Consider the following 22,335-nt stretch of genomic DNA (forward strand, 5'->3'; position numbering starts at 1 on the left):
CGACCTGCTCGTCCGCCTGCGCGGCGAGGCCACGCACGACGCCCGGCCCGGTCACGCGCCGCTGGTCGGTCAAGGCGCGGCGAAGAGTGCGCGAATGGATGCCATCTGGGGCGGCTGGGCGGCGCTGTATTCACGTCCGGCGCTCTATCGCAGTTTCATCTGGCTGGCGACGCGCTTTCGCTTCCTGACACCGCCGATGCAATCGGGCTGGACGGTGAGCCGAACGTCACTCAAGCCAGCCACGCGAACGCTTCGTGATTTGCTGGCTGAAAGACATCGCAGGATCAACAGAACATCATAAGCACTTTGCTTCTTGGCGCGGCCTGAAACACCTGCGGACCCAAGCAGTCCTGGCTCGATGCCGACCAGGCCAAAGACCACGCCGTTTGCCGCCGGTGCGAAGGTAACCGGGAAGTGAGCAAAGAAAACGTGCCGCGAAGCAAATCCCGTGGGGCAGTGTAGCCCCATTGTTTTATAACGGCTATTTGCAATAAATGGTTGGAATAGTCGATTTCCAGCTTCAATCCGGCTGGAAATGCAATCAAGACGAAGGTTGGAATCAGCATTTTGTTGACAACCTTCTCGAGGCCTCAATTGGTTGAAAATGAGCAGTGGCGCCTATGCCTGCTTCAGGCTGTGCAGCAGCCGTTCAATTTCTGTAAGTCACTGGCCGTTGCCGACCCAAAGGAGTCAGTCGGGGTTTTGAAAAGAGGCCATTCGCTGGGAACGATGAAATCGCCGAAGCAGCCGTTTGATATGCCATTATTATATTTTGCTTGGCCGTCCGCTTCGCAGCAGAAAGCTGACGGTCGCAGTCGTTGACGAAACTTGATTGGCAAGTCTCGGCCATTTACGGCCGGTGGAGTCTCAGCGGTGAATGAATCCAGACTACAAGGGGGCCTGCCCTGACGTTTGCCATGCCCAATGGCAACTAAAAACAGAATCAAGCCATTCAGCTTCACATTGCCCGGATTGAAGTAATTGGCGACCGGCGATCCTAAAGAAAGAACGCTTGGTTCAATCCGGCCAATCTACCTCGGTTAGGTTCTGCCAGAAGTAAATCGTATCACCTTCATCTTCAACATCTTGTCTTGTCCCGTTTTTTGCAAACCGAAAGCATAGTCGATTTATTGCAAGAGGGGCGTTAATGCGACGGAACCTAAATTCCAGCGAGTTTCGAAAACCCGCTATCAATAGCACGTAATAGAGCCTGAAGATGACCGTACCGTGCTTATCCGGTTGTCACAGACACTAGACGAGAAAGCCCACTTGCCAGCTAAAGTCGCGGCGAAAACGGCGTAGCGACTGCCAATTGCCATCTGAAACTGGGCAAATCCCCACTTCTGGCCTGAAAATTGGCATGTATTTCTGATGCCTGTGATAACCGGATAAGCACAGACCGTACTTATAACTCTCCGGACGGGGCTGCGGATTACGACAAAAACCACCGTTCGCTTTAACCGCTAACCCACACGCGATTCCACTTGATAACGTCCGACTGTGAAGCCAAGATTCCGCTTCTGCTGAATGATGCATCGCCATCAACGGACGATGGCGTTTCTTCTCCAAAACTGCCGTTGACCGGGTTCGCACTCTCTTAAGCAGCCCTTCGCCAGAGGAGACTCATTTTTTTCACAAGAGCAGCGTAAATGCGTTATTGTGCCTAAATAATCCGGTCACCGGTTTTGAGTATGCACGATAAAACATCCCGAAAAAAACCATCCCTTGTTCGTCACACCCGCGATTCAGTGACACAAGAATTAGCGGCCTGGACGGGTCTGGTCAAAGGTGAGTGGAAGTGGATACTGACCCTGATTTCAGGCTTAGTCGTCCTTATCGCATTTACTCGGCCCTTACCCCCGAAAGAGGTTTACCTCGCGGTTGGTGAGCAAGGCTCGGTTTTTGCGTTACTTGGGGAAAAATTCATTCCCTACTTTGCACAGGAGGGGATTGAACTTCACCTGATCAATACGAAAGGTTCAGCGTCCAGCCTAGCTGAGCTTGCCGATAAGAACCTTAAGGCAAATGCGGCCTTGATGGTGGGAGGGGTTGTTGCCAAGGGTAAATTCCCGAATCTGCTCTCGCTCGGCAGCATTGAGCATACTCCATTGTGGCTGTTTTATCGTGGCTCGGTGTTTCAGGGCAAAGGGCTTTTTGCCTATTTTTCTTCTAAACGCATTGCTCTAGGCGTCGAAGGCAGCGCAGAAGAAATCATGATCAATAAACTTCTGGCACTCAGTGGCATCGTTCCTGATTATCGAGAAAACTTTCTAAGAATTAACAACCAGGAAGCCGCTCAGAAACTGATTGGCGGCGAAATTGATGCCTTATGCATCATGGACGGCATTGATGGGCCAACGATACAAAGGCTGCTGAGTCAGAAAGATATCCACATCGCCAACTTTGCATACGCCCCGGCCTATGTCAAAAAACTGCCTTTTCTCAACACGGTTGTGATTCCTATGGGCTCGCTCGATTTGAAAGACAACCGCCCGGAACAAGACATTCAGATGCTGGCCTCTACGGTCACCTTGCTTGTTGAAGACGATATGCATCCGGTCATTCAACAAATATTTCTCTTGGCAGCAAATAAAATAGGTAATGAGGTGGATCAGTTCTTTGCCAATCCTGAGTTTTTCCCCGCCTACATTGATCATGCAGTTGCGCTAAGCCCGGTTGCCAAACGATTTTACGAGACGGGGCCACCTCCCTTTATTGATAGCTTGCCTCTTTGGTTCGTTAATTACGTAGACCGGATATGGTTTCTACTGGTTGGAACGGTTGCCGTCATTTATCCACTTTTTCGGTTGTTCCCAAGCTATCGACTCATAAGATCATCCATTCTGATCTCGGATGCGTACACCGAGATTCAGGCAATTGATCAAAAAGCGGCTCAAGCTCAGACTAATGAAGAATTGCAAGAGCTTATTAATGAATTAAATGCACTTGATGCCCAAAGCCGTGAAAGCTCCATTTCGTCAGTAGAAATGAACCGGCTCTACTCGATGAAGAGTGCACTTAATCTGATTCGGTTGCAGATCATCAATCGAAAAAAAGAACGCACCCCCTGACGGCTGAACATATACAGCTACTACATATATCAGCAGTTCGGGACTTTTACACCGCGGTGGCGAAGCCTCATCTCACCGAACCTAAACTACCGCAGGGAAGCTAAATGACTAAAAAGACAGCCAATTGGTTCGTGATCCTGCTTCTGTTCTTCGTGCTGAGCGGCCGAAGTTACGCAAACAACCCCGATAGCGCCAAAAGCTGCCATATAACCACTCAGGAAGTCGCAGTAGATGGCGGTGTCATTCATTACCGTAGTGCGGGAACTGGACCACATATCCTGCTGTTGCACGGGTTGTTTGCGCAAAAAGAGCAGTGGGACAGCATTATGTGCCTTCTCTCAGCATCGGGCTTTGCCGCAATTGCCCCTGATCTACCCGGTTATGGCCAAAGCGTCGCTTTTCCCATAGCAGACTACAAATTGGAAAATCAGGTCGTTCTACTCCATCAGTTCATGAACATACTTGGCATCACCAGTTTCAATCTGGCCGGCAGTTCCATGGGCGGCGCGATCGCAACGCTCTACGTAGAGAGGCATCCACGGCAGATTCGTAGCTTGGCCTTTATCGGGTCACCACTGGGAGTTACGGAGTGGGGTAAAAGTGTCAAAGAAGCGATTTACCGAGGCGTCAATCCCTTCATCCCTATAGATATTCCGCAGCTGGATAACGAAATGAGTCTGCTTTTTGTCAATCCGCCTACGCTTCCAGAATCGCTCAAGGAGTCGCTGGTCAAGGATTACGTGGAGCGCAACCGACACTATCAGCAAATCTGGAATATCGTAAATCTCTACGATACGGCACTCTCTGACCATCCTATATTTGAGGTGCCAACGCTGATTATCTGGGGTAAAGAGGATAAGATTTTCGCAATCGAGGGCGCCGACCGGCTTCGCAATCGCTTCTCGCGCGTAAAGCTGGTCAAACTGCCCAAAGCCGGCCATCTGCCTTTACTGGAAAATGCCAACGAAACTGCCACTATTTATCTCCGCTTCCTGAAGCACGAAGCAAACCGGCGCTCACGAATCTCTTTTCCAACCCCGTAGAGGGTACCGAAAATCTGCTCAATGCACTTATGCACTTAGTACCCCGACCCTCGTGATAGACGAAGCAGATATCCTTACGCTCACTACAGACCGGCCAGAGGCAGGGCAAATAAAACAGAGTTGACACGACGATTCGCCAGCTACGATTCAAAGAAAACCATCCGACATTAACGAGGGATCAATGGAAAACATGATGAAGTCAAAATGGTTTTTTACGGGCCTGCTAGCGTTCATTTTAGCCACCTCAGTCGCATGGGCAGAGCCGCCAGAGGTGACGGCAACACCGCCGTCCGGAGCTTGGTTGCGAGCGGATCAGCATGCTTTGCAGGATTTTCGCCATCGGGTGTCTCTACAGACCCACGACGACAGCAAACCATTACTGCCGGTGATTGAGGAGTTCAAGGTGATGATCGAAAACGACCCGGAACTCTTTATGTCGTTTACGCAAATGTTCGACCAGATTCCGCGGACTGCACCGTACCTCGAAGACCCCGTGGGTCATCCGCAGGTGCGGGATTATCGCGAAATGCTGCGCGTGATGAACCAGGTACTGACCCAGGCACCGGAATTCAACCAGACAGACCTGGTCGGCTTTCCGATCAATGCGATTGTCAACTGGGCCATGGGCACGCCGGCTGGCGCTTCGGCATTCCTGAACGAGAAGGTTAATCGCCAATTGAAGAAAATTCTGAATCAGTGGGCAGTATTCTTGCGGTCGCCCGATTCACGTACGGTACTGACCAATGATCCCAAGACGGGCTGGTTTGGCCGAGATGCGCGCCTGGCGATGCCTACTTTCGACAAGGATTTTGAATCCAATCCGAGCTTGCCCTATCATGGTTTCGTATCGTGGGATGACTTTTTTACCCGGAGCTTTCGTGAAAACCGCCGACCGGTGGCGAGTCCGACCGATGATCGTGTGATTGCAAATGCCTGCGAATCGGCGCCCTATCGGCTGGCTAAAAATGTGCAGTTGCGCGATCAATTCTGGATCAAGGATCAGCCCTATTCGCTCTCGCACATGATGGCAGGTGACCCGCTCGTCGAGCAGTTCGCGGGTGGGACTGTGTATCAGGCGTTCTTGAGCGCTTTGAGTTATCACCGCTGGCACAGCCCGGTCAGTGGACGGATCGTCAAAACCCGTCTGATCGATGGTTCGTATTATGCGCAGACACCGGCCGTTGGCTTTGATCCAGCCGGACCTAATGAATCCCAAGGATACATCACGCAAGTTGCGTCACGCGCCTTGGTCTTCATTGAAGCCGACAATTCTGAGATCGGTTTGATGGCTGTGATGTTCGTCGGCATGGCAGAAGTGTCATCGAACGAAATCACCGTTTACGAAGGTCAGCATGTAAAGAAAGGTGATCAACTCGGCATGTTCCATTTTGGTGGCTCAACGCATACGCTGATTTTCAGGCCACAGGTCAATCTGGATTTCGATCTGCATGGCCAAACACCCGGATTGAACTCCAAGAACATCCCGGTACGCGCGCAGATTGCCAAAGTTCGATAGAAAACCGTTGGCGCGGGGCTCATGAAACTGACCCGTTACTTTAGAGAGTCAGACAAGTCGCGGACTTCAAGAACCATGGGGTCCGCATTGATCATTCGGAAATTGATGCAATGACGCAATTACATTCCGACAGCGAGGCAAGGCCTGTCATTGCCTGCCATGAGTGTGATCTGCTCCAGCGCGAGATGGCCGTACCCATTGGCGGTGCATTGCTTTGCAACCGCTGCGGCGCCGTACTTTTCAAGAACGTCCCGGAGGGTCTTGAACGAACGCTGGCCTTTCTGCTCGGGGCGGCGATTCTGTTCGTTGTCTCCTGCGTTTTCCCTATCGTCAGTCTCAACCTGCAAGGGATTGTCACCACTGCGACCCTGATTGAAACCGTGCGTGCACTCTATTCGCAGGGAATGGCGCTAATGGCCATGTTGGTATTCATGGTCACGTTAATGATGCCAACCATTGAAATCATGGCTAAACTCTACCTGCTGATCCCGACACACCTTGGTTACACGCCCCCCGGTTTCGCCCCGACTTTTCGTCTCGTTCAAGCCGTCCAGCCCTGGAGCATGGTCGATGTGTTCATCATCGGCGTGCTGGTCGCACTGGTAAAACTTGCCAATCTTGGGGATATTGTTCCAGGCATTGCTCTATGGTCTTTTGGGGCAATGATCGTTCTGCTTGCTGCTGCCGCTGCGTCGTTCGATCCTCACGCCCTGTGGGAGAAGGTCAGCACCGCCGAGACACCCATCGATACGGGCCATGAAATCGGACCGTCATCCTCTTCCGCATGAGTGCGCCCCTAACCGCCGCCCGAATTGGCATGCTCGTATGCCACGCTTGCGGGTTGCTTAACGCGGTACAGCACAAAGGCCACAACGAAAGATGCCGGCGCAGTGGCGCGGTCGTGCATCTAAGGAAACCTGACAGTATCAATCGCTCCTCGGCCTTACTGATCGCTGCCGTGATTCTGTATATACCGGCGAATTTCTTGCCCATCATGAAAACCAGCACGCTGTTCGGAAGCGAACTGGACACCATCCTGAGTGGCATCATTTATTTGTGGAGTTCCGGCTCCTGGCCGATCGCTCTCGTCATTTTCATCGCCAGCATCCTGGTGCCATCGAGCAAAATGATTGCGCTCACGGTATTGCTTGTTTCGGTTCAGCGTCGCTCCACCTGGCGCCCAATGGAGCGTGCCAGGCTCTATCGCATGATTGAACTCGTTGGACGCTGGTCGATGGTGGATGTCTTTGTCGTTGCCTTGATGGTTCAACTGGTTCAATTGAAATCATTGGCAACTATCTCCGCCGGCCCGGGTGTCGTGGCATTTGGCGCGGTAGTCGTGCTCACCATTTTCGCCGCCGAAGCGTTTGACCCGCGTCTGATTTGGGATCCTCTTGGAGACGATAATAATAATGGATGATGATATGACAAACATTGGCAATGAACCCGGCTTGACTGATCTTCCCGAAGCAACGGCCAGCAAATCAACCCGGTCGCTGTCGCTGGTTTGGCTTATTCCGTTTATTGCGGCGATTATTGGTGGCTGGATTGCCATCAAGACCCACCTGGATAAGGGGCCAACCATTACCATCACGTTCAAATCCGCAGAAGGCATCGAGGCCGGCAAAACCAAGCTTAGATTCAATGAAGTCAAAATTGGTGAAGTCAAAGAGGTACTGCTGAGCAAAGATCATACCCAGGTCGTCGTCACTGCCGAATTGGTCAAGGATGCAGAAAATTTTCTAGTCGATGACTCACGCTTCTGGGTTGTAAAACCACGCATCGCCGGCGGGCAGATTTCAGGGCTCAATACGCTATTGTCAGGCTCCTACATCGGCGTTGATATTGGGAAGTCGGAAATCGAACGAGATGAATTTATCGGCCTGGAGGTACAACCCATCATGACCGGTGGCTTGCCCGGTCGGCACTTTATCCTCCACGCACATGACTTGGGCTCCCTCGATATTGGCGCCCCGGTCTATTTCCGGCGAATAAAAGCGGGCTGGATCACGGCCTATGATCTGGAGAACGCCGGAAAAGGTGTTACCGTCAATATTTTCATCCAGGCACCCTATGATCAGTATGTGTCATCCAACACCCGCTTCTGGAATGCCAGCGGCGTAGATGTCGCGCTGGGTTCCGAGGGGCTGAGCGTCCGTACCGAGGGGCTGATCTCCCTCATTGTCGGCGGAATCGCATTTCAGTCACCGTCTCATGCCAGCCTAACGGCGGGTGCTGCGCCCGAAGATTCTGCCTTCGATCTTTATGCCTCAAGAGAAGCAGCAATGCGCAAGCCAACCCATGAGGTCGTACCGGGAATTTTCTTCTTCGATCAATCCGTCCGTGGTCTATCACCAGGCGCTCCCATTGATTTTCGCGGGGTGCAGGTGGGCGAGGTGCAATCCATCTCACTGGAATTGGACACGGCACGGAAGAACGTCCGCGCAGCAGTCGAAGTCAATTTATACCCGGAGCAGTTTTGGGCGCGCGTTCGTGGCGGAGCCAAACCGACAACGGAGGCGGCGCTGATGCAGTTATGGGACACGCTGATCGCCAAAGGGCTAAGAGCCCAGCTAAATACAGGGAGCCTCATTACCGGCCAACTCTATGTCTCTTTGGATTTTTTCCCTGATACGAAAAAATCGCCGCCTTTAGACTGGTCGAAATCCCCGGTCGAGTTTCCAACCATATCGAGCACCCTGGAGAGTCTCCAGAATTCGCTGGTCAAGTTGATGAAAAAGCTGGAGAGCATCCCCGTCGAACAGATCAGCGCCGACTTGCACAAAGCACTCGTTTCGCTCGATGAAACACTAAAAAGCACCAGTGGCGCCATCCAGAATGTCACCCCCGAACTGCGAGCCACGCTTGAATCGGCTAACAAGGCATTGCTCAGCGCCGATAAGGTGCTTTCGGCCGGCTCCCCGCTGCAGCAGGACGCCCGCGAGACCCTGCGCGAAGTTACGCGTGCGGCGGCGGCGGTGCGTGACCTCGCCGACTATCTGGAACGTCACCCTGAATCCCTGATCCGTGGCAAACAAGAGGAGGTACAGAAATGATCCGCGGAAGTTTAGCTTTAATTGCTTGCGTGGCGCTGGTGGCAGGTTGCGGTAGCACACCCAAGGAGCGGTTTTATGTTCTGGGAACGGCCGACACAGGAAAGGCGCCGGTAGCTACGGCTAGCTATAGCGTTGTTGTCGGCCCAATAAGCGTCCCTGAAACAGTTGATCGTCCGCAATTTGTTCTGCGCACCGGCTCCAACCAGGTCATGGTTAGCGAACTGAATCGCTGGGCGGAGCCACTGAAAAAAGCTATCCCGCGCGTGATTGCGGCGCACCTCGCGCTGCAACTCGGCACCTACCAAGTGTATACGTACCCGCAAACCATCTCACCCGACCCCGACTTTCGCGTCCTGGTCGACGTACAGCGTTTCGAATTAGCACCCGGCCAGCAGGAGGTGATACTTGAAGCGCTCTGGTCAATTCAACGTGGAGCCAAGGGTGATCTTAAACCAGGGCATAGCCTGATCCGCGAAACCTCTACTTCAGGTGACTACGGTGCATTAGTGTCGGCTCAGGAGCGGGCACTGACCCAAATGAGTCAAGCGATTGCCGAGTCGGTGCGCACGATGGATCCGGCGCACTAAACCAACTCACCATGATCAGATACGGGGCATCACAGAAAAAAGGTGAGCCGCCGCTCATTCCGCACGTATTCAAGGTTTGCCGCCGAGCAATTGATAGCGAGTCGGGCTGTCTTCGCACGGACCCAGGCCGCATTGTAAAAACGATCCCGCCACGTTTGTCAGCACGATAACTGCAAGCAGCAAGCCGGCCCATCGACCAACCCGTCCTCCGGCGGTTGCCGCTCGCGCTTCTCCGACGCGCGCATCCACGAGCAGCGCCACACCCACGCTGAGCAGGACCAGCATGAAGGCAATGAACGACCAGGTATATAAATGCAGGCCGAATAGTGCTGATCCATACGATCCGCTACCTGGTACGATATGCAGCAGAACCTGACGTCCCGAAGAGATAACGCCCGCCAAGGCACTGAGGACAATCAGGCCATAGTGCAAGGGAGCCGCGCCGCATCGGACATTCAGGAGAAACCCGATGCCCACCATGATAAATGCAACCCGTTGCAGCAAGCACAACGGGCAGGGTAATTCCCCCAAGATGAGCTGATCAAACAGGGCAGTCAGCAACACCAGATTGATGCCAAACAGGGCCATCAGGTTGTAGCTGCGCACTAGGCGCGCCGCCGTCAATGGCGTCAGTGTAGAGTTCATAGCGTGAGCGCCAGGGCATCGGTCATATGGTACTTGCACCAAGCCAGATAGATGCCCATCAACAACACCCACGCCCAGATACCCAGTTGGGTCCGGTCAAGCAAGATGCCCACGATCGCCACCATGGCGATGAGGAAGGGTAGAACCATCACCATCAATTTCTCCTTTTCATTGGGATCTGACTGCCGATGTCTGAGCATTACCAGGCTACTTGACTACTGCACCGACCGGAAGGACGTCGTTGAGTGAGATGTCCATGCTGGAGTCTACGGACTCAATCTGGTGTGTAAAAGCCCATACGCCGTTCCGTTTGGCCAATTTGAACTCCCCGAGTGCTGAATCGACGGGGCGCCAGTTTTCGCGGTTGGTCATCGAGCAATTCAAAATGTGGATGAAAACGTGAGCGGTGGTCGATGTCTGCTCAATAAAGTAGGGTGTGGAGGTGATGTGCCGGCGATGGATGCCCATACGCCTGAAGTTTTCGAAGCGAGCGGCCATCATCTTTTCAAACGCATCACGGCCTGTGACGGTTATTGTCGGATTGTCGAGGATATTGAATTCGGCTACGAATTCTGGAGCCACCGTTCCGACGAGTAGATCAAGGCGCTTTTCGTCCAGGCCATAGATCATGGCACCGAAGAGATTGGTGATGGCGAGCCGATCGGCGACATTGAAGTCCGTGCTTCCCGTTGGGGATGCTCCATCGGCTGGCTCAGAAGCCGCTGCGGGTTGCTGTGCCAGCGCAAGTCCAAGCAGGAGAAGAATAATGGAGGCAAAACGTGCTGTGAGCCTGATGATAAGGGTTTCTTTATTTTTCATGGCAACTGGTTCCAAGTTGTTTAAGGATAAGAAATTCAACTCATGTACGGGCACGGCGCGCTAAAGCTCGTACGCTTAAATGATCGTTGCCTTCTACAACAACACTGGAGATAACGAACATCTTGCGCTGGAAATGTCAGGTATGGATATTGGACGTCACCTCAAGATGCGTCGGATAATTAAAAAAACTTGTACGGGAGACAAATTCAGATCGTCGGGGTTTTCGGCGCTATGGCCTTGCAAGCGCAAAGTGAATAGGAATCAAGCCCAAACCTTCCCGCTCCGATGAGCGCGATGGCAAGGCAGGCAACAGCTGCTTCCGCCGGGTGCGACCATTCTTTGAAATTGCCGCCGGTTGTTTGAAAAACCATGACGGCAGCAAGACCCATTACAAAAGCCAAGGCGAATGCCGCAGGCCTTGTAAAAAGACCAACAACAATGAGTAAACCACCAAGTGCCTGAGTGAGCGCGACGAAAAACCCCCAGACAGCTGGCATGAAATGGATGCCAAGAACTCCGGACAGCGCAGCACCGGAATGTTCCCAAACCGTTGTCCCGGCCGTGATTTTCGGCCAGCCATAAACAACCATTTCAAATCCGATACCGAGTCGAAGGACGAGAATGCCAATAGCAGCCCAAGGGCAGGAGAAAAAGTTTTTCATATAGTCGCCAAAAAGCGAGTTAATCAACTTGTCACCAAGGAGCCGAGGCAAGTTCGATAATATTTCCGTAGGGATCTTCGCAAAAAATAATCGTGATGCCGGAAAAACCAATCCGGTTTAAAATTTTGCCCCCCCTGGCGCTGATCCGTTCGGCGGTTGTAGATGGATCGCCCACAATTATGCCTGCATGCAAATAGCCTGATATTCGCTTTACCGATACGGATAGCGGCGGTGCAGGAAGAATTTCAAAAAGTTCGATCACCTGCATAAATGGGGCACCTGGCGCACGCATCCGTACGAAATGAATCTCGGAAATATCTTCGCCGAAAATTGATGTCGCGGTTTTCCAGCGCTCCCCAATAGCCGGGGTGTGGATGAATGGTTTGGTTGTGGGTACAAAACCAAAGATATCGGAATACCATTGCATGGCGGGCTCAAGAGCAGGAACGAGTATTGCTATATGGTTCCACCGCGGTATGGTCTGCACGGAATCCAATGCGTCGAGAACGAGTTTGCGGCGAACGGGATCGGCGATATCTTCCGCATATTTGTGCTGGGTTCGGCCGGAAAAATCTTCGATATCGCTGCGCGCTCCGCTGGCAATTTCCCATCGAATCTGTTCGAGGTAACCGGGAAGGCGATTATCCGGCATGGTACTGGCACGAAGGACGGCATCGTGAAGGGCTGTCAGGCCATTGACAACGGGTATCTCGTTTAGAGCATCGGCAAGTTCGGATGACGAAATTCGCGATCCCATCAGCCTGAGAATGTCGAGATACCCGAAAACCGAGGCACGAATGATCGCGTGCGCTCCCATCGGGTGCTTCTCCTTGACCAGTGGTCCGGCACCACGATCCAGCAATAGCCGGGCGATCCGTAAGCGAAGCGTGGCAGCAGCTTCCGGGTGCGGACCGGTATTGTTTCCCGTCACTGTCACAACAAGTAAAGGCTGGCGGAGATCAGTAGCAAGCGCGTTTACATCCACGCCTTCAAGCTTGGCTGTGATGGACGCAGTGAGCTCATCCAGTTTTTCCGGCGTATCACCGACCTTTTTTAGAGCATCGGAAATTGCCGTCGCGGCAGAGTCGGAGCGGCGCTGTGTCTCATCGTCTCCGGGGGACTCTTGCTCGCGTATCTTCCCAAGAATAGCTTTGTAGTTGGCCGCTTTGGCCTCCGGGGAGGGGGCCGATGGGGTGAGCGCTTCGATGAGCGGACGGTTGTCAAACTGTCGAGCGAAGTCAAGAGCTGTCAGCCCCCTCACCGTTGTGGCTGCCGGATTAGCGTCATGTTCGAGGGCGAACTTTGCCAAATCAAGATGGCCATAAAATGCGGCCTGAAGAAGAAGGGTGTGCCCGTTGAGCAACCAGGCTTCGTTGATATCTGAGGGGCGGGCCGCAAGAAGAATCCTGGCGGTGTTTACATCGCCAGACTGTCCCGCCAAATGAATTGGAAGCGCTCCAGACGGGGCAAAGCGGATGCCTGGATTGGCCTTGCGCTTCGGGTTATTCAACAGCACGTCCACTGAAGCAGCACGCCCCCGTGCAGAAGCCATGAGCAGCGGCGTCCAGCCTTGAGCATCCGCCTGGTCTGGATTTCCGCCATTGGCGATCCAGTCGAGCAACCAGTTGGTGTCTCCCCGTGCTGCCGCTTTGATTGCGTCTTCTACGGGCGCAGCACCCCATGCTGAATTGAAACCACCCAATGCGCAGAGCAGAGCAATGAGGAAAACAAAGCGCGATTTCATCGAAAACAAACTCCGGTTGGTAGGGGCACGGCGCGCCGTGCCCCTACGAGGGTTGGATTGGGGCCGGAGCGGGAACCATTTTCTCGAGCGGCAGATCGAGCGCGGCGTCAGTACGTTCGGTAAACGAATCGAAATACCAGACGCCAGCCCTCTTGACCGCGCCAAACTCAGCCTTTGCCGATGAAGTGGGGCGCCAGTTCTGCCCGTGGGTTGACGAGGTCACGAGGTACTGGATGACGATGCGCGCCGAACTTTCAGTCTGTTTTCTGAAGAAAGGCGGCGTGAAGATATGACGTCGCCCAATGCCCTGGGTTTCAAAGTAGGCAAAGCGTTTGGCAATCATCGCTCTGAAATTTTCGCGCCCGACGACTGTGACGCTGGGGCTTCCGAAGACGTGGTATTCGGCCGTAAACTCGGGGGTCTGATACTGGATCAGCAGATCGACGTTTCTCTCGTCCATCGCATCAATAAAAGCACCCAGTAAATTGGTGATGGCCATCCGGTCGGCGGCGTTGAAAGCAGTCGTTCCAGGCTGGCTGACGGCTTGGGCGGGAGCCGCATCCGGGGCGCTTGCCGCCGCCAGGCACAGGGCCGAACAAGCCAGCCCAGATGCCAAAAAAAGACCCGCCGCAAACTGGCGGATGTGATGGTACGGGCACGGCGCGCCGTGCCCGTACGAGGTGAAAGCGCTATCCATAGATTTCTCCATTTCAGAAAATGATCGCGGCAGTAGGGGCCCGGCGCGCCGTGCCTGTACGAGGTAATGCGGCCATGGCAAACTCAAGCATCGATTTTCGGGGACAGGAGGATGGCGCTCCTCGCCCCGAGCAGGAATGGCTTTCCATCCAATGCCGGACCCTGGCCGGGCGGAAACACATCCTCATGCGCCTGCTGGGCAGTGTTGGCTTCAAGCGTCCAGTTCCAGCCCTCGGGCAGGGCCGGCAGGGTCAGCCAGGTCGGCAGATGAGCGGAGTTCCAGGCGAAATAGACAACGTCCGGCCCGCTCGCTGTCTCGGCAGCGAAGACCAGTGCGACCAGCCGTGAAGCCCAGTCGGGCTGCCACGGCTGGCAGCCGTGCCAGGAAATTTCGGGGAAACCAAGGGAGCCAGGCCTATCCCCGCGCGGATGGCTGGGCAAGCGCAAGACAGCATGGGCATGGCGCAGGGCAATGACGCCGCGCGTGAAGCTCAGCAAGTCTGACTCGCGACGGGTCAGGGACCAGTCAAGCCAGTTCATCTCGCTGTCGTGACAGTAGGCGTTGTTGTTGCCGCCCTGGCTACGCCCCATTTCATCACCCATCAGCAGCATCGGCGTGCCGCGTGCGACGAACAGCGCGAGCAAAGCGTTCTTTGTTTGCCGCAGGCGCAGGGCGGTAATATCGGGATCGTCGCTGTCACCTTCGATGCCACAGTTCCAGCTTCGGTTGTCGTCGTTGCCGTCGCGGTTGCCCTCGTCGTTCGCCTCGTTGTGCTTGATGTTGTAGCTGACTAGATCGCGCAGCGTGAACCCGTCGTGGCAGGTGATGAAGTTCACCGAAGCCAGCGGCCCTCGTCCGCTCAACTCATAGAGGTCGGGGGAGCCGACCAGGCGCGTGGCAAGATTGCCCGCGCAGGCGGGCTCTCCGCGCAGAAATTCGCGGACCTCGTCGCGGAACTTGCCGTTCCATTCGGCGAAACGCCCATAATTGGGGAAGTTGCCAAGGAGATAAAGTCCGCCGGCATCCCAAGCTTCGGCGATGAGCTTACATTTTTTCAGCACCGGATCGGCTGCAGCAGATTCGAGAAGCGGTGGGTTTTTCATCGGCCCGCCCCAGGGGTCACGGCCGAGAATAGCGGCGGCATCGAAGCGGAAACCGTCGATGTGGTACTCGGAAACCCAGTAGCGCAGGCACTCGAGTACCATCGAGCGCACAACCGGATGATTGCAGTTGAGCGAATTTCCGCAGCCGCTGAAATTGTAGTAATACCCCTCCGGGGTCAGCATGTAGTAGGTTTTGTTGTCGAGTCCGCGAAACGAGATCGATGGCCCGCGGTGATCGCCCTCGCAGGTGTGATTGAAGACAACATCAAGGATAACCTCGATTCCGGCGGCATGAAGGGCGCGCACCATCGTCTTGAATTCATCGCATTGCATACCCGCCGACCCGGTCGCCGCATAGCCGGCCTTGGGCGCAAAGAAACCGACCGTGCTATAGCCCCAGTAGTTCAAGTTGATGCTGCCGGTCAGGGGGTTCGGGCGTGACTGCTCGAACTCATCGAACTCGAAGACGGGAAGCAGTTCGACGCAATTGATCCCGAGTTTGAGTAAATGCGGAATACACTCGACCAGCCCGGCATAGGTTCCGGCATGATTTGCCGCCGAGGAGGGATGTCGGGTAAAGCCGCGCACATGCATTTCGTAGATTACCAGATCGCAGGCGGCGATGTCGGGCGCTTGGTCGCCGCGCCAATCAAAATCCTCGGGCACCAGCAAGGCGCGATAGGGATAGGGGTCGCCATGGTCCGGCGTCGCACCCCAGCGATCACGGCCGGTGATGGCGCGAGCCCGCGGATCGAGCAAGATGGCTTCAGGGTCGCAACGGTGGCCGGCCTTCGGATCGTTGGGCCCCTCGATACGAAAACCATAGGTGAAACGTTCGGGATCAAGCTCGAAGACCGTGACAGCCCAGACGTCGCCAATACGGAAAGACGCCGGCAAGGAAATTTCGGGCAGAGCTTCACCACTGTCCTTGTCAAACAGCAAGAGCGAACAGGCAGACGCCACCGAGGAGAAAATCGAGAAATTCACGCCTCCGTTAACCAGTGTCGGCCCGTACGGGATAACGCGTCCGGGGCGAACCTTCCACCCGGCAATTTCTTCGGTCGGATAGTGATCGATGCGCGTGCTCATTGTTCACGTTCCTCTAGCAGGTTGTAGGCTTCCTTTACCGATAGCGAAATGGCGAACTGATCCCAGAAACCGGTAACCTCCATGACATCGCGGACGCCCGGAGGCACCGCCGCCAGCACCAGATAATGCTTGCTGTTCTCCGCCTCGCGATGGAGCAGCAAAAGCGCTCTCAGCCCTGCGCTGGTCAGCAGGTTCAGGTTGGAAAAATCCAGCACCAAGGCCTTTGCTGTAAGCAATTCGGCGAGAAGTTGCTCGAGGAATTTCCCCGCATTGGCATGGGTCACGTCCCCGTCAATGGCCGCGATGCAGATCGTTGTGTCGTAACGTATCGAGATATTCATATCTTTTTTCTTATCGTGAAACATCATGGATGGGGGCTGTGGGCGTGAATTTTCCGACACTTTTCACGCTGACGGCAATCCGGCCGGTGTCGGGATCGCGAACGAGGTCGTAGGTTTGCCAAGCCAGATTGGCGAGATAACGACTGCGAGCATCGCCCGGATTCCATTCGCGCCGCTCCCAGCGGACGATCAGTTTCACCTTCGCCTGGTTTCCGGTAATCTTGATTTCCTGCCAGTTCTCGATGGCATGGGTCTCGTCAAAATATTTTGCCAGCGCATCCTCGTACCAGGCGCGCAGGGCGGCGTGCCCGCGCTGGTTACCGGCGGTGTCTGGATAGACGAATTCAATGTCATCGGTCGCCAGCGACAGCAGTTCGGCCACCGGACGGTGCTCATTGGTGATGGAGTACCAGTTGAGAATGACATTTTTGACCATCGTCTCGGTCAGCGGCTTGGCCGCTTCGCTGGCAAACGCTGGCGCCATCAGCAGCGCAAGTACAACAAGTAGTGCTTTCATGGCAAATCTCCGCACGGTTGATGAATTTCAGGCTGCCGAATCCGGCGCATCATGCCTTTTGTGGCGACAAACAAGGGTCAAAATGTTCGTATTGGCAATACGTTCCATGCGAACCTCGTCGCAGACGTTCCGGATCAGCACCCAGCCAAGCCCACCAATCGGGCGCCTGGCAAGTGGCAACGCGAGGTTGACCGAGGGCAATTCTTGCGGATCGAAGACGGGTCCCTCGTCCTCGAACCTGATAACGAGCGCTTCGCACGTACAACCGAAAAAGACGCGGAAGTGCCTACTCGGGTCCGAACCGAGGGCGTGCATGATGATGTTGGTGACGGCTTCGCAAACGGCGAGAGCGATTTTCTTGGCTGACGCCTCATCGATCCCGGATTGCCTTGCGTAGTCCTGAAGCGCGTCGACCACCACTTCGATATTCGCCAGGTCCGCCGCCAGTTCCAGTGCTCTGACCGGACCGAAGGCGCGCGTCAGCAATAGCGTGATATCGTCAAAACGCTTGCCCTCGCCTTGCCAGGCCCCGACCGCCGCCAGCACGTCATCGCTGATGCAGGCCAAGGTGCTATCGCGGTGGGTGGCCAGCATCTCCTTTAGACGCTCCTCGCCGAACTGCTGGCCGTCCGGCGCCGGCGCTTCGGTGATGCCATCCGTGTAAATGGCAAGCAGGTCGCCGGCGGCGAAAGACGATTCGCTCTCGGTGTATCTTTTCCCCTTGAACGGCCCGAGTGCGGGTCCGCCCCGCCGGTCAAGGCGTTCGATGCGGCCATCTGCGCGGACGAGCAGCGGCGGATTGTGGCCGGCATTGATCCAGCGCAGGGTTTGCTGGACGGGATCCCAAACGGCAAAAAATAGGGTGACAAACATCAGTTCGGGATTCGAGCGCGCCAGCATGGCATTGACCTGAGCCAAGGCATCAACGGGCTCAAGGACAGACGCCAGGCTGCGCAGCAGTTGGGCCGAGCGCGCGGCAAACAGCGCGGCCGAGACGCTCTTGCCCGAAACGTCGCCGACCAGTAGAGCTACTCGCCCAAGCGGCAGGGGAAAGTGCTCGTAGAAGTCGCCCGCCACTTCCCTGGCCGACAGCATCCGGCTCAGGATGTCGCCACCCGGCAGATAGATCGGGCTGGGCAAGGAGGATTCCTGAATACGCCGGGCCAGATTGAGCTCGGCGGCCTCACGCTCGCGCTCGCTGACCAGTTGCTCCGAGCGACGCATCGAACGGTCAATCTCGGTGACCATGCTGTTAAAAGCATCGATGACATCTGCCGTTTCGTCATTTCCCACGGCGGGCTTCAATTTGACCAGAACGGCTCCCCTCTGCATATCGCGGACGCCAAGGCTAAGGACGTCGAGGTTGCGCGTTGCCTGACCAGCGCTCCAGCGAAGCAGCAGCCCTATGCCGACTATTGAAAAGAGCCCGAAGAAGGCAATCCACAGGCTAAGCGACAAGCTTTTTTCCTGGACGGCACGCACGGGGATCGCATAGAGCAATTGGGCTGGGTTGTGCTGCAGCTTTTTGAACATGATCAGCGTTTTTTCACCGCTGTAGGGATTGGCGGCGACAAACCAACCCTCCGGATTGCCCGGGTCCTGAATTTTCGGAAACTCGCTGAAGGCGTCGCGACGATCTGCCACGTTGGCTATCATGCGCTTCTCCGCGTCACTGCCACCCTGGCGCCCGGTAGCTACCACGAGCACAACCTTCTTGTCCGGGCTGATGAGGTAGATCTGCGCTTCCTGGTAGAGGTCGATCCGGCGAAAGAAGTCACGGAAGACATCCGTGCTCATGTCGATGGACACCACGCCATCAAAGTGGTTGGTGGCGCCACGCAGGTGGTAGATCGGTACGGAGCAGGCAACAACGGGTTCTCCTGCTGTTTCCGGGGCAACGAACCGGTCGCTCCACAGGCCGTCGAGCCATTTTTCCCCGCTGACCTGGTGCAAGGGCAGATACCAGTGAGTACCCGGCGCAGCTTCGTCCAATGGCGAATAGGCGAGTTCGCTGTGCTCGAATTGACCTTTCCCACTGCGCCGCACATAGAGCCCCTTCGTGTCGGCGGGACCAATCCGGCCATCCGGTTCGAAAGCCACGCGAATTCCCGATGCCTTCGGCAATCGCTGCAGTGCGCGCTCCATCATCTCAAACCAGACCTTGCGATCCTTTGGCGACCATTGCTGAATCTCGTCGGCCAAGGCCATGGCCTCCTGTCGTGTGGCTCTGATGTCAGAGTCGCTGCGGCTGACCGTGGTGTCCAGATAACTCTCGATTTCGTTGATCTGTTGTGTAAACAGCACCTTCCTTTCGATGCTGATCACGAACGGCAGGATCACTAGAAAAATGGCGGCCGTGCAGGCCAGGGCCAGAACGGTAAATCGCGCCCTCAGTCGTCGGGGGAGGAACCGGTCAAAGCCCATGATCAGTGCTTTATGTTTTATTTACCAGCCGTACCGGCGCAGACCCTTGGCGACAACCTCGATCAGTTTTTCACCGGCCAAGGCGGAGTCAAAGGTCGTGCGGGCAGTGATCACTGGAAAATCGACGATCACCGAGTAACGCTTGCCAACATTGCCGATGAATTGCCCCTCCGGCCCGACCGCGTCCTTGAGGACGTATTCAAGCGGATAGGGCGCGCCAGGAAAACCTCCGTCGACCCGCAGATAACCGTGACCGTCGTTGTAGTCATGGACGATCGGGTGTCCGGTCACACGCTTTCCGTAAAGAATGCTTTTTTCGGTCACTTCGTCACGGGTGAAGGCGAGCGCGGCGACGCCGTAACAGATTCCCAGGATCGGCTTGTCCTGCTTGATGAACATCCGGACGAGATCCTGAACGCGCTTGTTGTTGGCCACGTCGAGGATCGGGCCCGAGCCGCCAACGATAACCAGCGCATCGTAGCCAGAGATTTCCGTGGCGACCTTGTCCAGTGCGTCATTGTAGGCAAACAGGTCGTTGAGATAGGTCGGGGAACTCAGGTAAGGCTTCATGGGAAGCCAGTTGCTTAGGTTGATCGGCTTGTTGAGACGATCCGAAGCCTCCAGGTCCTTGGTTTTCTTTGCCATCTCCGGCGTAGTTACCGTCTTGCCCAAGGGCGGGTCAACATAGCTCGGGTCCATGCTTGGCGGCAAGGCGAGGGGCTTGGTCCCCTTCGGCGTGGCAAAATCGGATCGGTACCCGGCTGCATCCAATGCCTGAAGCGGGGCCACCAGTTCCTCGCCCCAGTAGCCATATTCCGAGAGAACGAAGAGTACCCGTTTATGGGGTGCCGCTGCCGGTGTGGCGGCGAACACGGGCTGGGCCAGGACAAAGGCCAGAACGAGCAGGATAAAGAACGAAAACCTGGAGCGGGCGGCTGGTGAGTTCATGAAGAGTTCCCTTTTTAGTCAAACCACGAAGAAAACAATGTAGGGGCACGGCGCGCCGTGCCCTTACGAACGGCGGGCACTGCGAACACGGCGCCCCGCCCCTACGCCTACTAAAGATGCTTGAGCAGTATGACGGAGTACAACCCCGATTCAGTGTCGGCGGTGAACCGGTAAATCCCGTTGCGCGGACTTGCGAAGCGCAGCGGGGGTGGATTCCCATGAGACGCAAGGCGGCGCTCGCCGTCATAGGGATAATCGGCAAAGGCCCACCCCCACGCGGAGTGGTTCGCGGAAAACTTGTAGCTGTAGGTACGCCCACCGATGAGTTGCAGATCACGGGTAAAAACACCATTTGCATCAACCTTCATATCGTGGATCGGATCAAGGCTGTTCCAGCCGCCTTGGCCGTCTGCGGCGAAGAATTCGAAATCGCCGCAAAGCTGCAGGGATTCGATCCGGGTAACGGGGATAACGGGTGGTTCGAACGTGTAACGCCCATTTTCCGGATCAAGCGTCACACGGTAAGCGCCATCGGCGGGTACCCGAAACAGCATGTTCAACTCCTGTGGTGCCGAATGCCAGGTTTTCCCCCATACCCCGCCGAAACCGATGCTGTCCAGCGCCCAGTTTCCATCGATCGAGAAATTCATGGTGTAGAGACCTTTCCCGTCGCCGCCACCATCCTTGCTTAATTGCAGGATCTTGTACCAGGTGCCATCCGGGTTCGGACTCATGGCATGAGCGGGCTGGCCGGGAGTCCAGGGATCGCTGACGACATTGCCGCTGACCTGGAAGGTTTTGCCGGCAAAGAACTCGACCTGCGGACTGATCTCGAATCGATAGTCCTCGGGCCAGACGGTCAGGCGGTAGGTGCCGTCACGGGGTACCCGGAAAACGATGGCGCTTTCCTCGATATGACCAACCCGGCTGTTGTAGCCGTTGCCTCCGGCAAGGCGTCCCGGTTGATCGAGGATGGCGCCGAAACCCCAGTCTCCGTTGTTGTTGGCTGAAAGCAAGGACTGATAAATTCCATTCTTTTCATGACCTCCGAGCATTGAAAGGTGAAGATCGATCGTCCACGAGCCATCGGTGCCCTTCGTCAGCTCATGTGCGGGAACGCCTTCGTCCCATATCTCGGCCGGACGGGTACGGCGACCGTCAAAGACCTCTAGCAGACCCTCTTGATCATGGACGAAGCCATTGATCTGCATTGATTCGATTCGCTCTTGCTCGACGACGGCGGGGGTGATCCGGTATTGCGCCGCCCGTGGGTCGAAATGAACCTTGTACACGCCGTCTCTCGGCACCCGGAAGATGATGTTTTGGGCGAAGGTGGCAGCGCGTCCGGTCCGCAACGTGCCGGCTTTGGAACCTCGCTTGAAGACCTTGCGCAATTCCTGGTCAGTGAAAAACCGCATTGCATAGATGCCGTCACGATTGCGTCCGCCATCCGCACGCAGCGCAAGATCGACGACGAAGGTCTGGTCGGCTTGTCGGTGCATATCGTTGGCGCGCGCGAACGGGTTCCAGGCGCTGCGACTGTCATGTACCGTACCGACAAGTTGCGCGCTGGTCGGGGCCGCCAAGGCCTGGCTGCCAAGCAGCAGTGCGGCGTGCACCAGGCAGTACAGCGACCGAAGAAACAAGGAGCGCATCATTTTTCCAGGCACGCGAGCGCGGCATCACGATCTGCTACGACCTGGAAGTTTGGCAGGAAACCAACGACATCGAGGGTATCCAGTATCGTCTTGTCCAGCCCGCACAGGACGAGCCGGCCTTCGAGTTCACTCGTCGTGGCCGCCAGAACCAGAAGCATTCGTAGCCCGCTACTGGCCATATAACTTACGGCGCCAAAGTCGAGAGCCAGGTATTTCTGGCCACTATGGATTTTCTCCAGCAGCCGGGCCAGGATTTCCGGGGTGGTCGAGGCATCCAGCTTGCCCTCCAACTCGATAACGAGGCAGTCGCCTCGAACGGTCTCGCGAAAATTAGTCATAGCAGTGATCCATAGTAGGGGCACGGCGTGCCGTGCCCGCCGTTCGTAGTGGCTTCAGCGCGCCGTGCCCACCGTTG

The 22,335-nt window shown here is 55.6% G+C and carries 22 protein-coding genes; 8 read left to right on the forward strand and 14 right to left on the reverse strand.

Annotated elements, in window-relative coordinates; genetic code table 11:
- Positions 1–301 (forward strand): lactate utilisation protein LutB domain-containing protein (locus ACOYNV_RS14780; protein WP_422900555.1); only part of this gene is annotated, 301 nt, incomplete at its 5' end.
- On the opposite strand, the gene ACOYNV_RS14785 is transcribed toward ACOYNV_RS14780, so the two are convergent.
- Positions 285–566 (reverse strand): hypothetical protein, encoded by a 282-nt coding sequence (locus ACOYNV_RS14785; RefSeq protein ID WP_422900556.1) that lies wholly within the window; start codon positions 564–566, stop codon positions 285–287. The genes ACOYNV_RS14780 and ACOYNV_RS14785 overlap by 17 nt on opposite strands.
- Before the next feature lie 1,125 nt (positions 567–1,691).
- Here ACOYNV_RS14785 and ACOYNV_RS14790 point away from each other — a divergent pair.
- The 7 genes from ACOYNV_RS14790 to ACOYNV_RS14820 all read left to right on the forward strand — a co-directional run bounded on the left by ACOYNV_RS14790 (position 1,692) and on the right by ACOYNV_RS14820 (position 9,273).
- Entirely contained in the window at positions 1,692–3,071 is a 1,380-nt protein-coding gene (locus ACOYNV_RS14790) for a TAXI family TRAP transporter solute-binding subunit (protein ID WP_422900557.1), read from the forward strand.
- A 104-nt stretch (positions 3,072–3,175) separates the two neighbouring features.
- Positions 3,176–4,114: an alpha/beta fold hydrolase gene (locus ACOYNV_RS14795; RefSeq protein WP_422900558.1), complete on the forward strand. Its 939-nt coding sequence runs from the start codon at positions 3,176–3,178 to the stop codon at positions 4,112–4,114.
- 190 nt (positions 4,115–4,304) lie between these two features.
- Positions 4,305–5,630, forward strand: coding sequence for a phosphatidylserine decarboxylase family protein (locus ACOYNV_RS14800; RefSeq protein ID WP_422900559.1), 1,326 nt, complete (start codon positions 4,305–4,307; stop codon positions 5,628–5,630).
- A 110-nt stretch (positions 5,631–5,740) separates the two neighbouring features.
- Positions 5,741–6,418, forward strand: a complete 678-nt coding sequence (locus ACOYNV_RS14805; protein ID WP_422900560.1) for a paraquat-inducible protein A — start codon at positions 5,741–5,743, stop codon at positions 6,416–6,418.
- Positions 6,419–6,447: 29 nt separating this feature from the next.
- Complete coding sequence (locus ACOYNV_RS14810; protein WP_422900561.1) at positions 6,448–7,050, forward strand: paraquat-inducible protein A; 603 nt, start codon at positions 6,448–6,450, stop codon at positions 7,048–7,050.
- A 4-nt stretch (positions 7,051–7,054) separates the two neighbouring features.
- On the forward strand, positions 7,055–8,686 hold the full coding sequence (locus tag ACOYNV_RS14815) for an intermembrane transport protein PqiB (protein WP_422900562.1): 1,632 nt from the start codon (positions 7,055–7,057) through the stop codon (positions 8,684–8,686).
- Entirely contained in the window at positions 8,683–9,273 is a 591-nt protein-coding gene (locus ACOYNV_RS14820; RefSeq protein ID WP_422900563.1) for a PqiC family protein, read from the forward strand. The genes ACOYNV_RS14815 and ACOYNV_RS14820 overlap by 4 nt, the downstream gene beginning before the upstream one ends.
- 69 nt (positions 9,274–9,342) lie before the next feature.
- Here the strand turns inward: ACOYNV_RS14820 and ACOYNV_RS14825 are convergent, their stop codons facing one another.
- The 13 genes from ACOYNV_RS14825 to ACOYNV_RS14885 form a co-directional block, all read right to left on the reverse strand.
- Positions 9,343–9,918: a disulfide bond formation protein B gene (locus ACOYNV_RS14825; protein WP_422900564.1), complete on the reverse strand. Its 576-nt coding sequence runs from the start codon at positions 9,916–9,918 to the stop codon at positions 9,343–9,345.
- Positions 9,915–10,073 carry a DUF5993 family protein gene (locus ACOYNV_RS14830; RefSeq protein WP_422900565.1) on the reverse strand — a complete coding sequence of 53 codons (159 nt, stop codon included), beginning with the start codon at positions 10,071–10,073 and terminating at the stop codon, positions 9,915–9,917. The genes ACOYNV_RS14825 and ACOYNV_RS14830 overlap by 4 nt, the downstream gene beginning before the upstream one ends.
- A 52-nt stretch (positions 10,074–10,125) precedes the next feature.
- The gene (locus ACOYNV_RS14835) at positions 10,126–10,737 is read right to left on the reverse strand and encodes a nuclear transport factor 2 family protein (RefSeq protein ID WP_422900566.1); all 612 of its coding nucleotides are present in this window, start codon (positions 10,735–10,737) and stop codon (positions 10,126–10,128) included.
- Between the two features lie 206 nt (positions 10,738–10,943).
- Positions 10,944–11,426 carry a DoxX family protein gene (locus tag ACOYNV_RS14840; protein ID WP_422900567.1) on the reverse strand — a complete coding sequence of 161 codons (483 nt, stop codon included), beginning with the start codon at positions 11,424–11,426 and terminating at the stop codon, positions 10,944–10,946.
- A 4-nt stretch (positions 11,427–11,430) separates the two neighbouring features.
- On the reverse strand, positions 11,431–13,143 hold the full coding sequence (locus ACOYNV_RS14845) for an ankyrin repeat domain-containing protein (RefSeq protein ID WP_422900568.1): 1,713 nt from the start codon (positions 13,141–13,143) through the stop codon (positions 11,431–11,433).
- Positions 13,144–13,186: 43 nt separating this feature from the next.
- Complete coding sequence (locus ACOYNV_RS14850) at positions 13,187–13,840, reverse strand: nuclear transport factor 2 family protein (RefSeq protein WP_422900569.1); 654 nt, start codon at positions 13,838–13,840, stop codon at positions 13,187–13,189.
- Positions 13,841–13,923: 83 nt separating this feature from the next.
- Positions 13,924–16,032 carry a glycogen debranching protein GlgX gene (gene glgX / locus ACOYNV_RS14855; protein ID WP_422900570.1) on the reverse strand — a complete coding sequence of 703 codons (2,109 nt, stop codon included), beginning with the start codon at positions 16,030–16,032 and terminating at the stop codon, positions 13,924–13,926.
- Entirely contained in the window at positions 16,029–16,373 is a 345-nt protein-coding gene (locus tag ACOYNV_RS14860) for an STAS domain-containing protein (RefSeq protein WP_422900571.1), read from the reverse strand. Before ACOYNV_RS14860 ends, glgX begins: the two co-directional genes overlap by 4 nt.
- A gap of 10 nt (positions 16,374–16,383) precedes the next feature.
- Complete coding sequence (locus ACOYNV_RS14865) at positions 16,384–16,890, reverse strand: nuclear transport factor 2 family protein (RefSeq protein ID WP_422900572.1); 507 nt, start codon at positions 16,888–16,890, stop codon at positions 16,384–16,386.
- 27 nt (positions 16,891–16,917) lie between these two features.
- Positions 16,918–19,314, reverse strand: a complete 2,397-nt coding sequence (locus tag ACOYNV_RS14870; protein WP_422900573.1) for a SpoIIE family protein phosphatase — start codon at positions 19,312–19,314, stop codon at positions 16,918–16,920.
- 21 nt (positions 19,315–19,335) lie between these two features.
- Positions 19,336–20,262 (reverse strand): type 1 glutamine amidotransferase domain-containing protein, encoded by a 927-nt coding sequence (locus ACOYNV_RS14875; RefSeq protein WP_422900574.1) that lies wholly within the window; start codon positions 20,260–20,262, stop codon positions 19,336–19,338.
- A 110-nt stretch (positions 20,263–20,372) separates the two neighbouring features.
- Positions 20,373–21,920 carry a hypothetical protein gene (locus tag ACOYNV_RS14880; RefSeq protein ID WP_422900575.1) on the reverse strand — a complete coding sequence of 516 codons (1,548 nt, stop codon included), beginning with the start codon at positions 21,918–21,920 and terminating at the stop codon, positions 20,373–20,375.
- On the reverse strand, positions 21,917–22,258 hold the full coding sequence (locus tag ACOYNV_RS14885) for an STAS domain-containing protein (protein WP_422900576.1): 342 nt from the start codon (positions 22,256–22,258) through the stop codon (positions 21,917–21,919). Before ACOYNV_RS14885 ends, ACOYNV_RS14880 begins: the two co-directional genes overlap by 4 nt.
- Positions 22,259–22,335: the final 77 nt, after the last annotated feature.

It is taken from the genome of Propionivibrio sp. (genome assembly GCF_049316945.1).
In the GTDB taxonomy this organism is placed as follows: Bacteria; Pseudomonadota; Gammaproteobacteria; order Burkholderiales; family Rhodocyclaceae; genus Propionivibrio.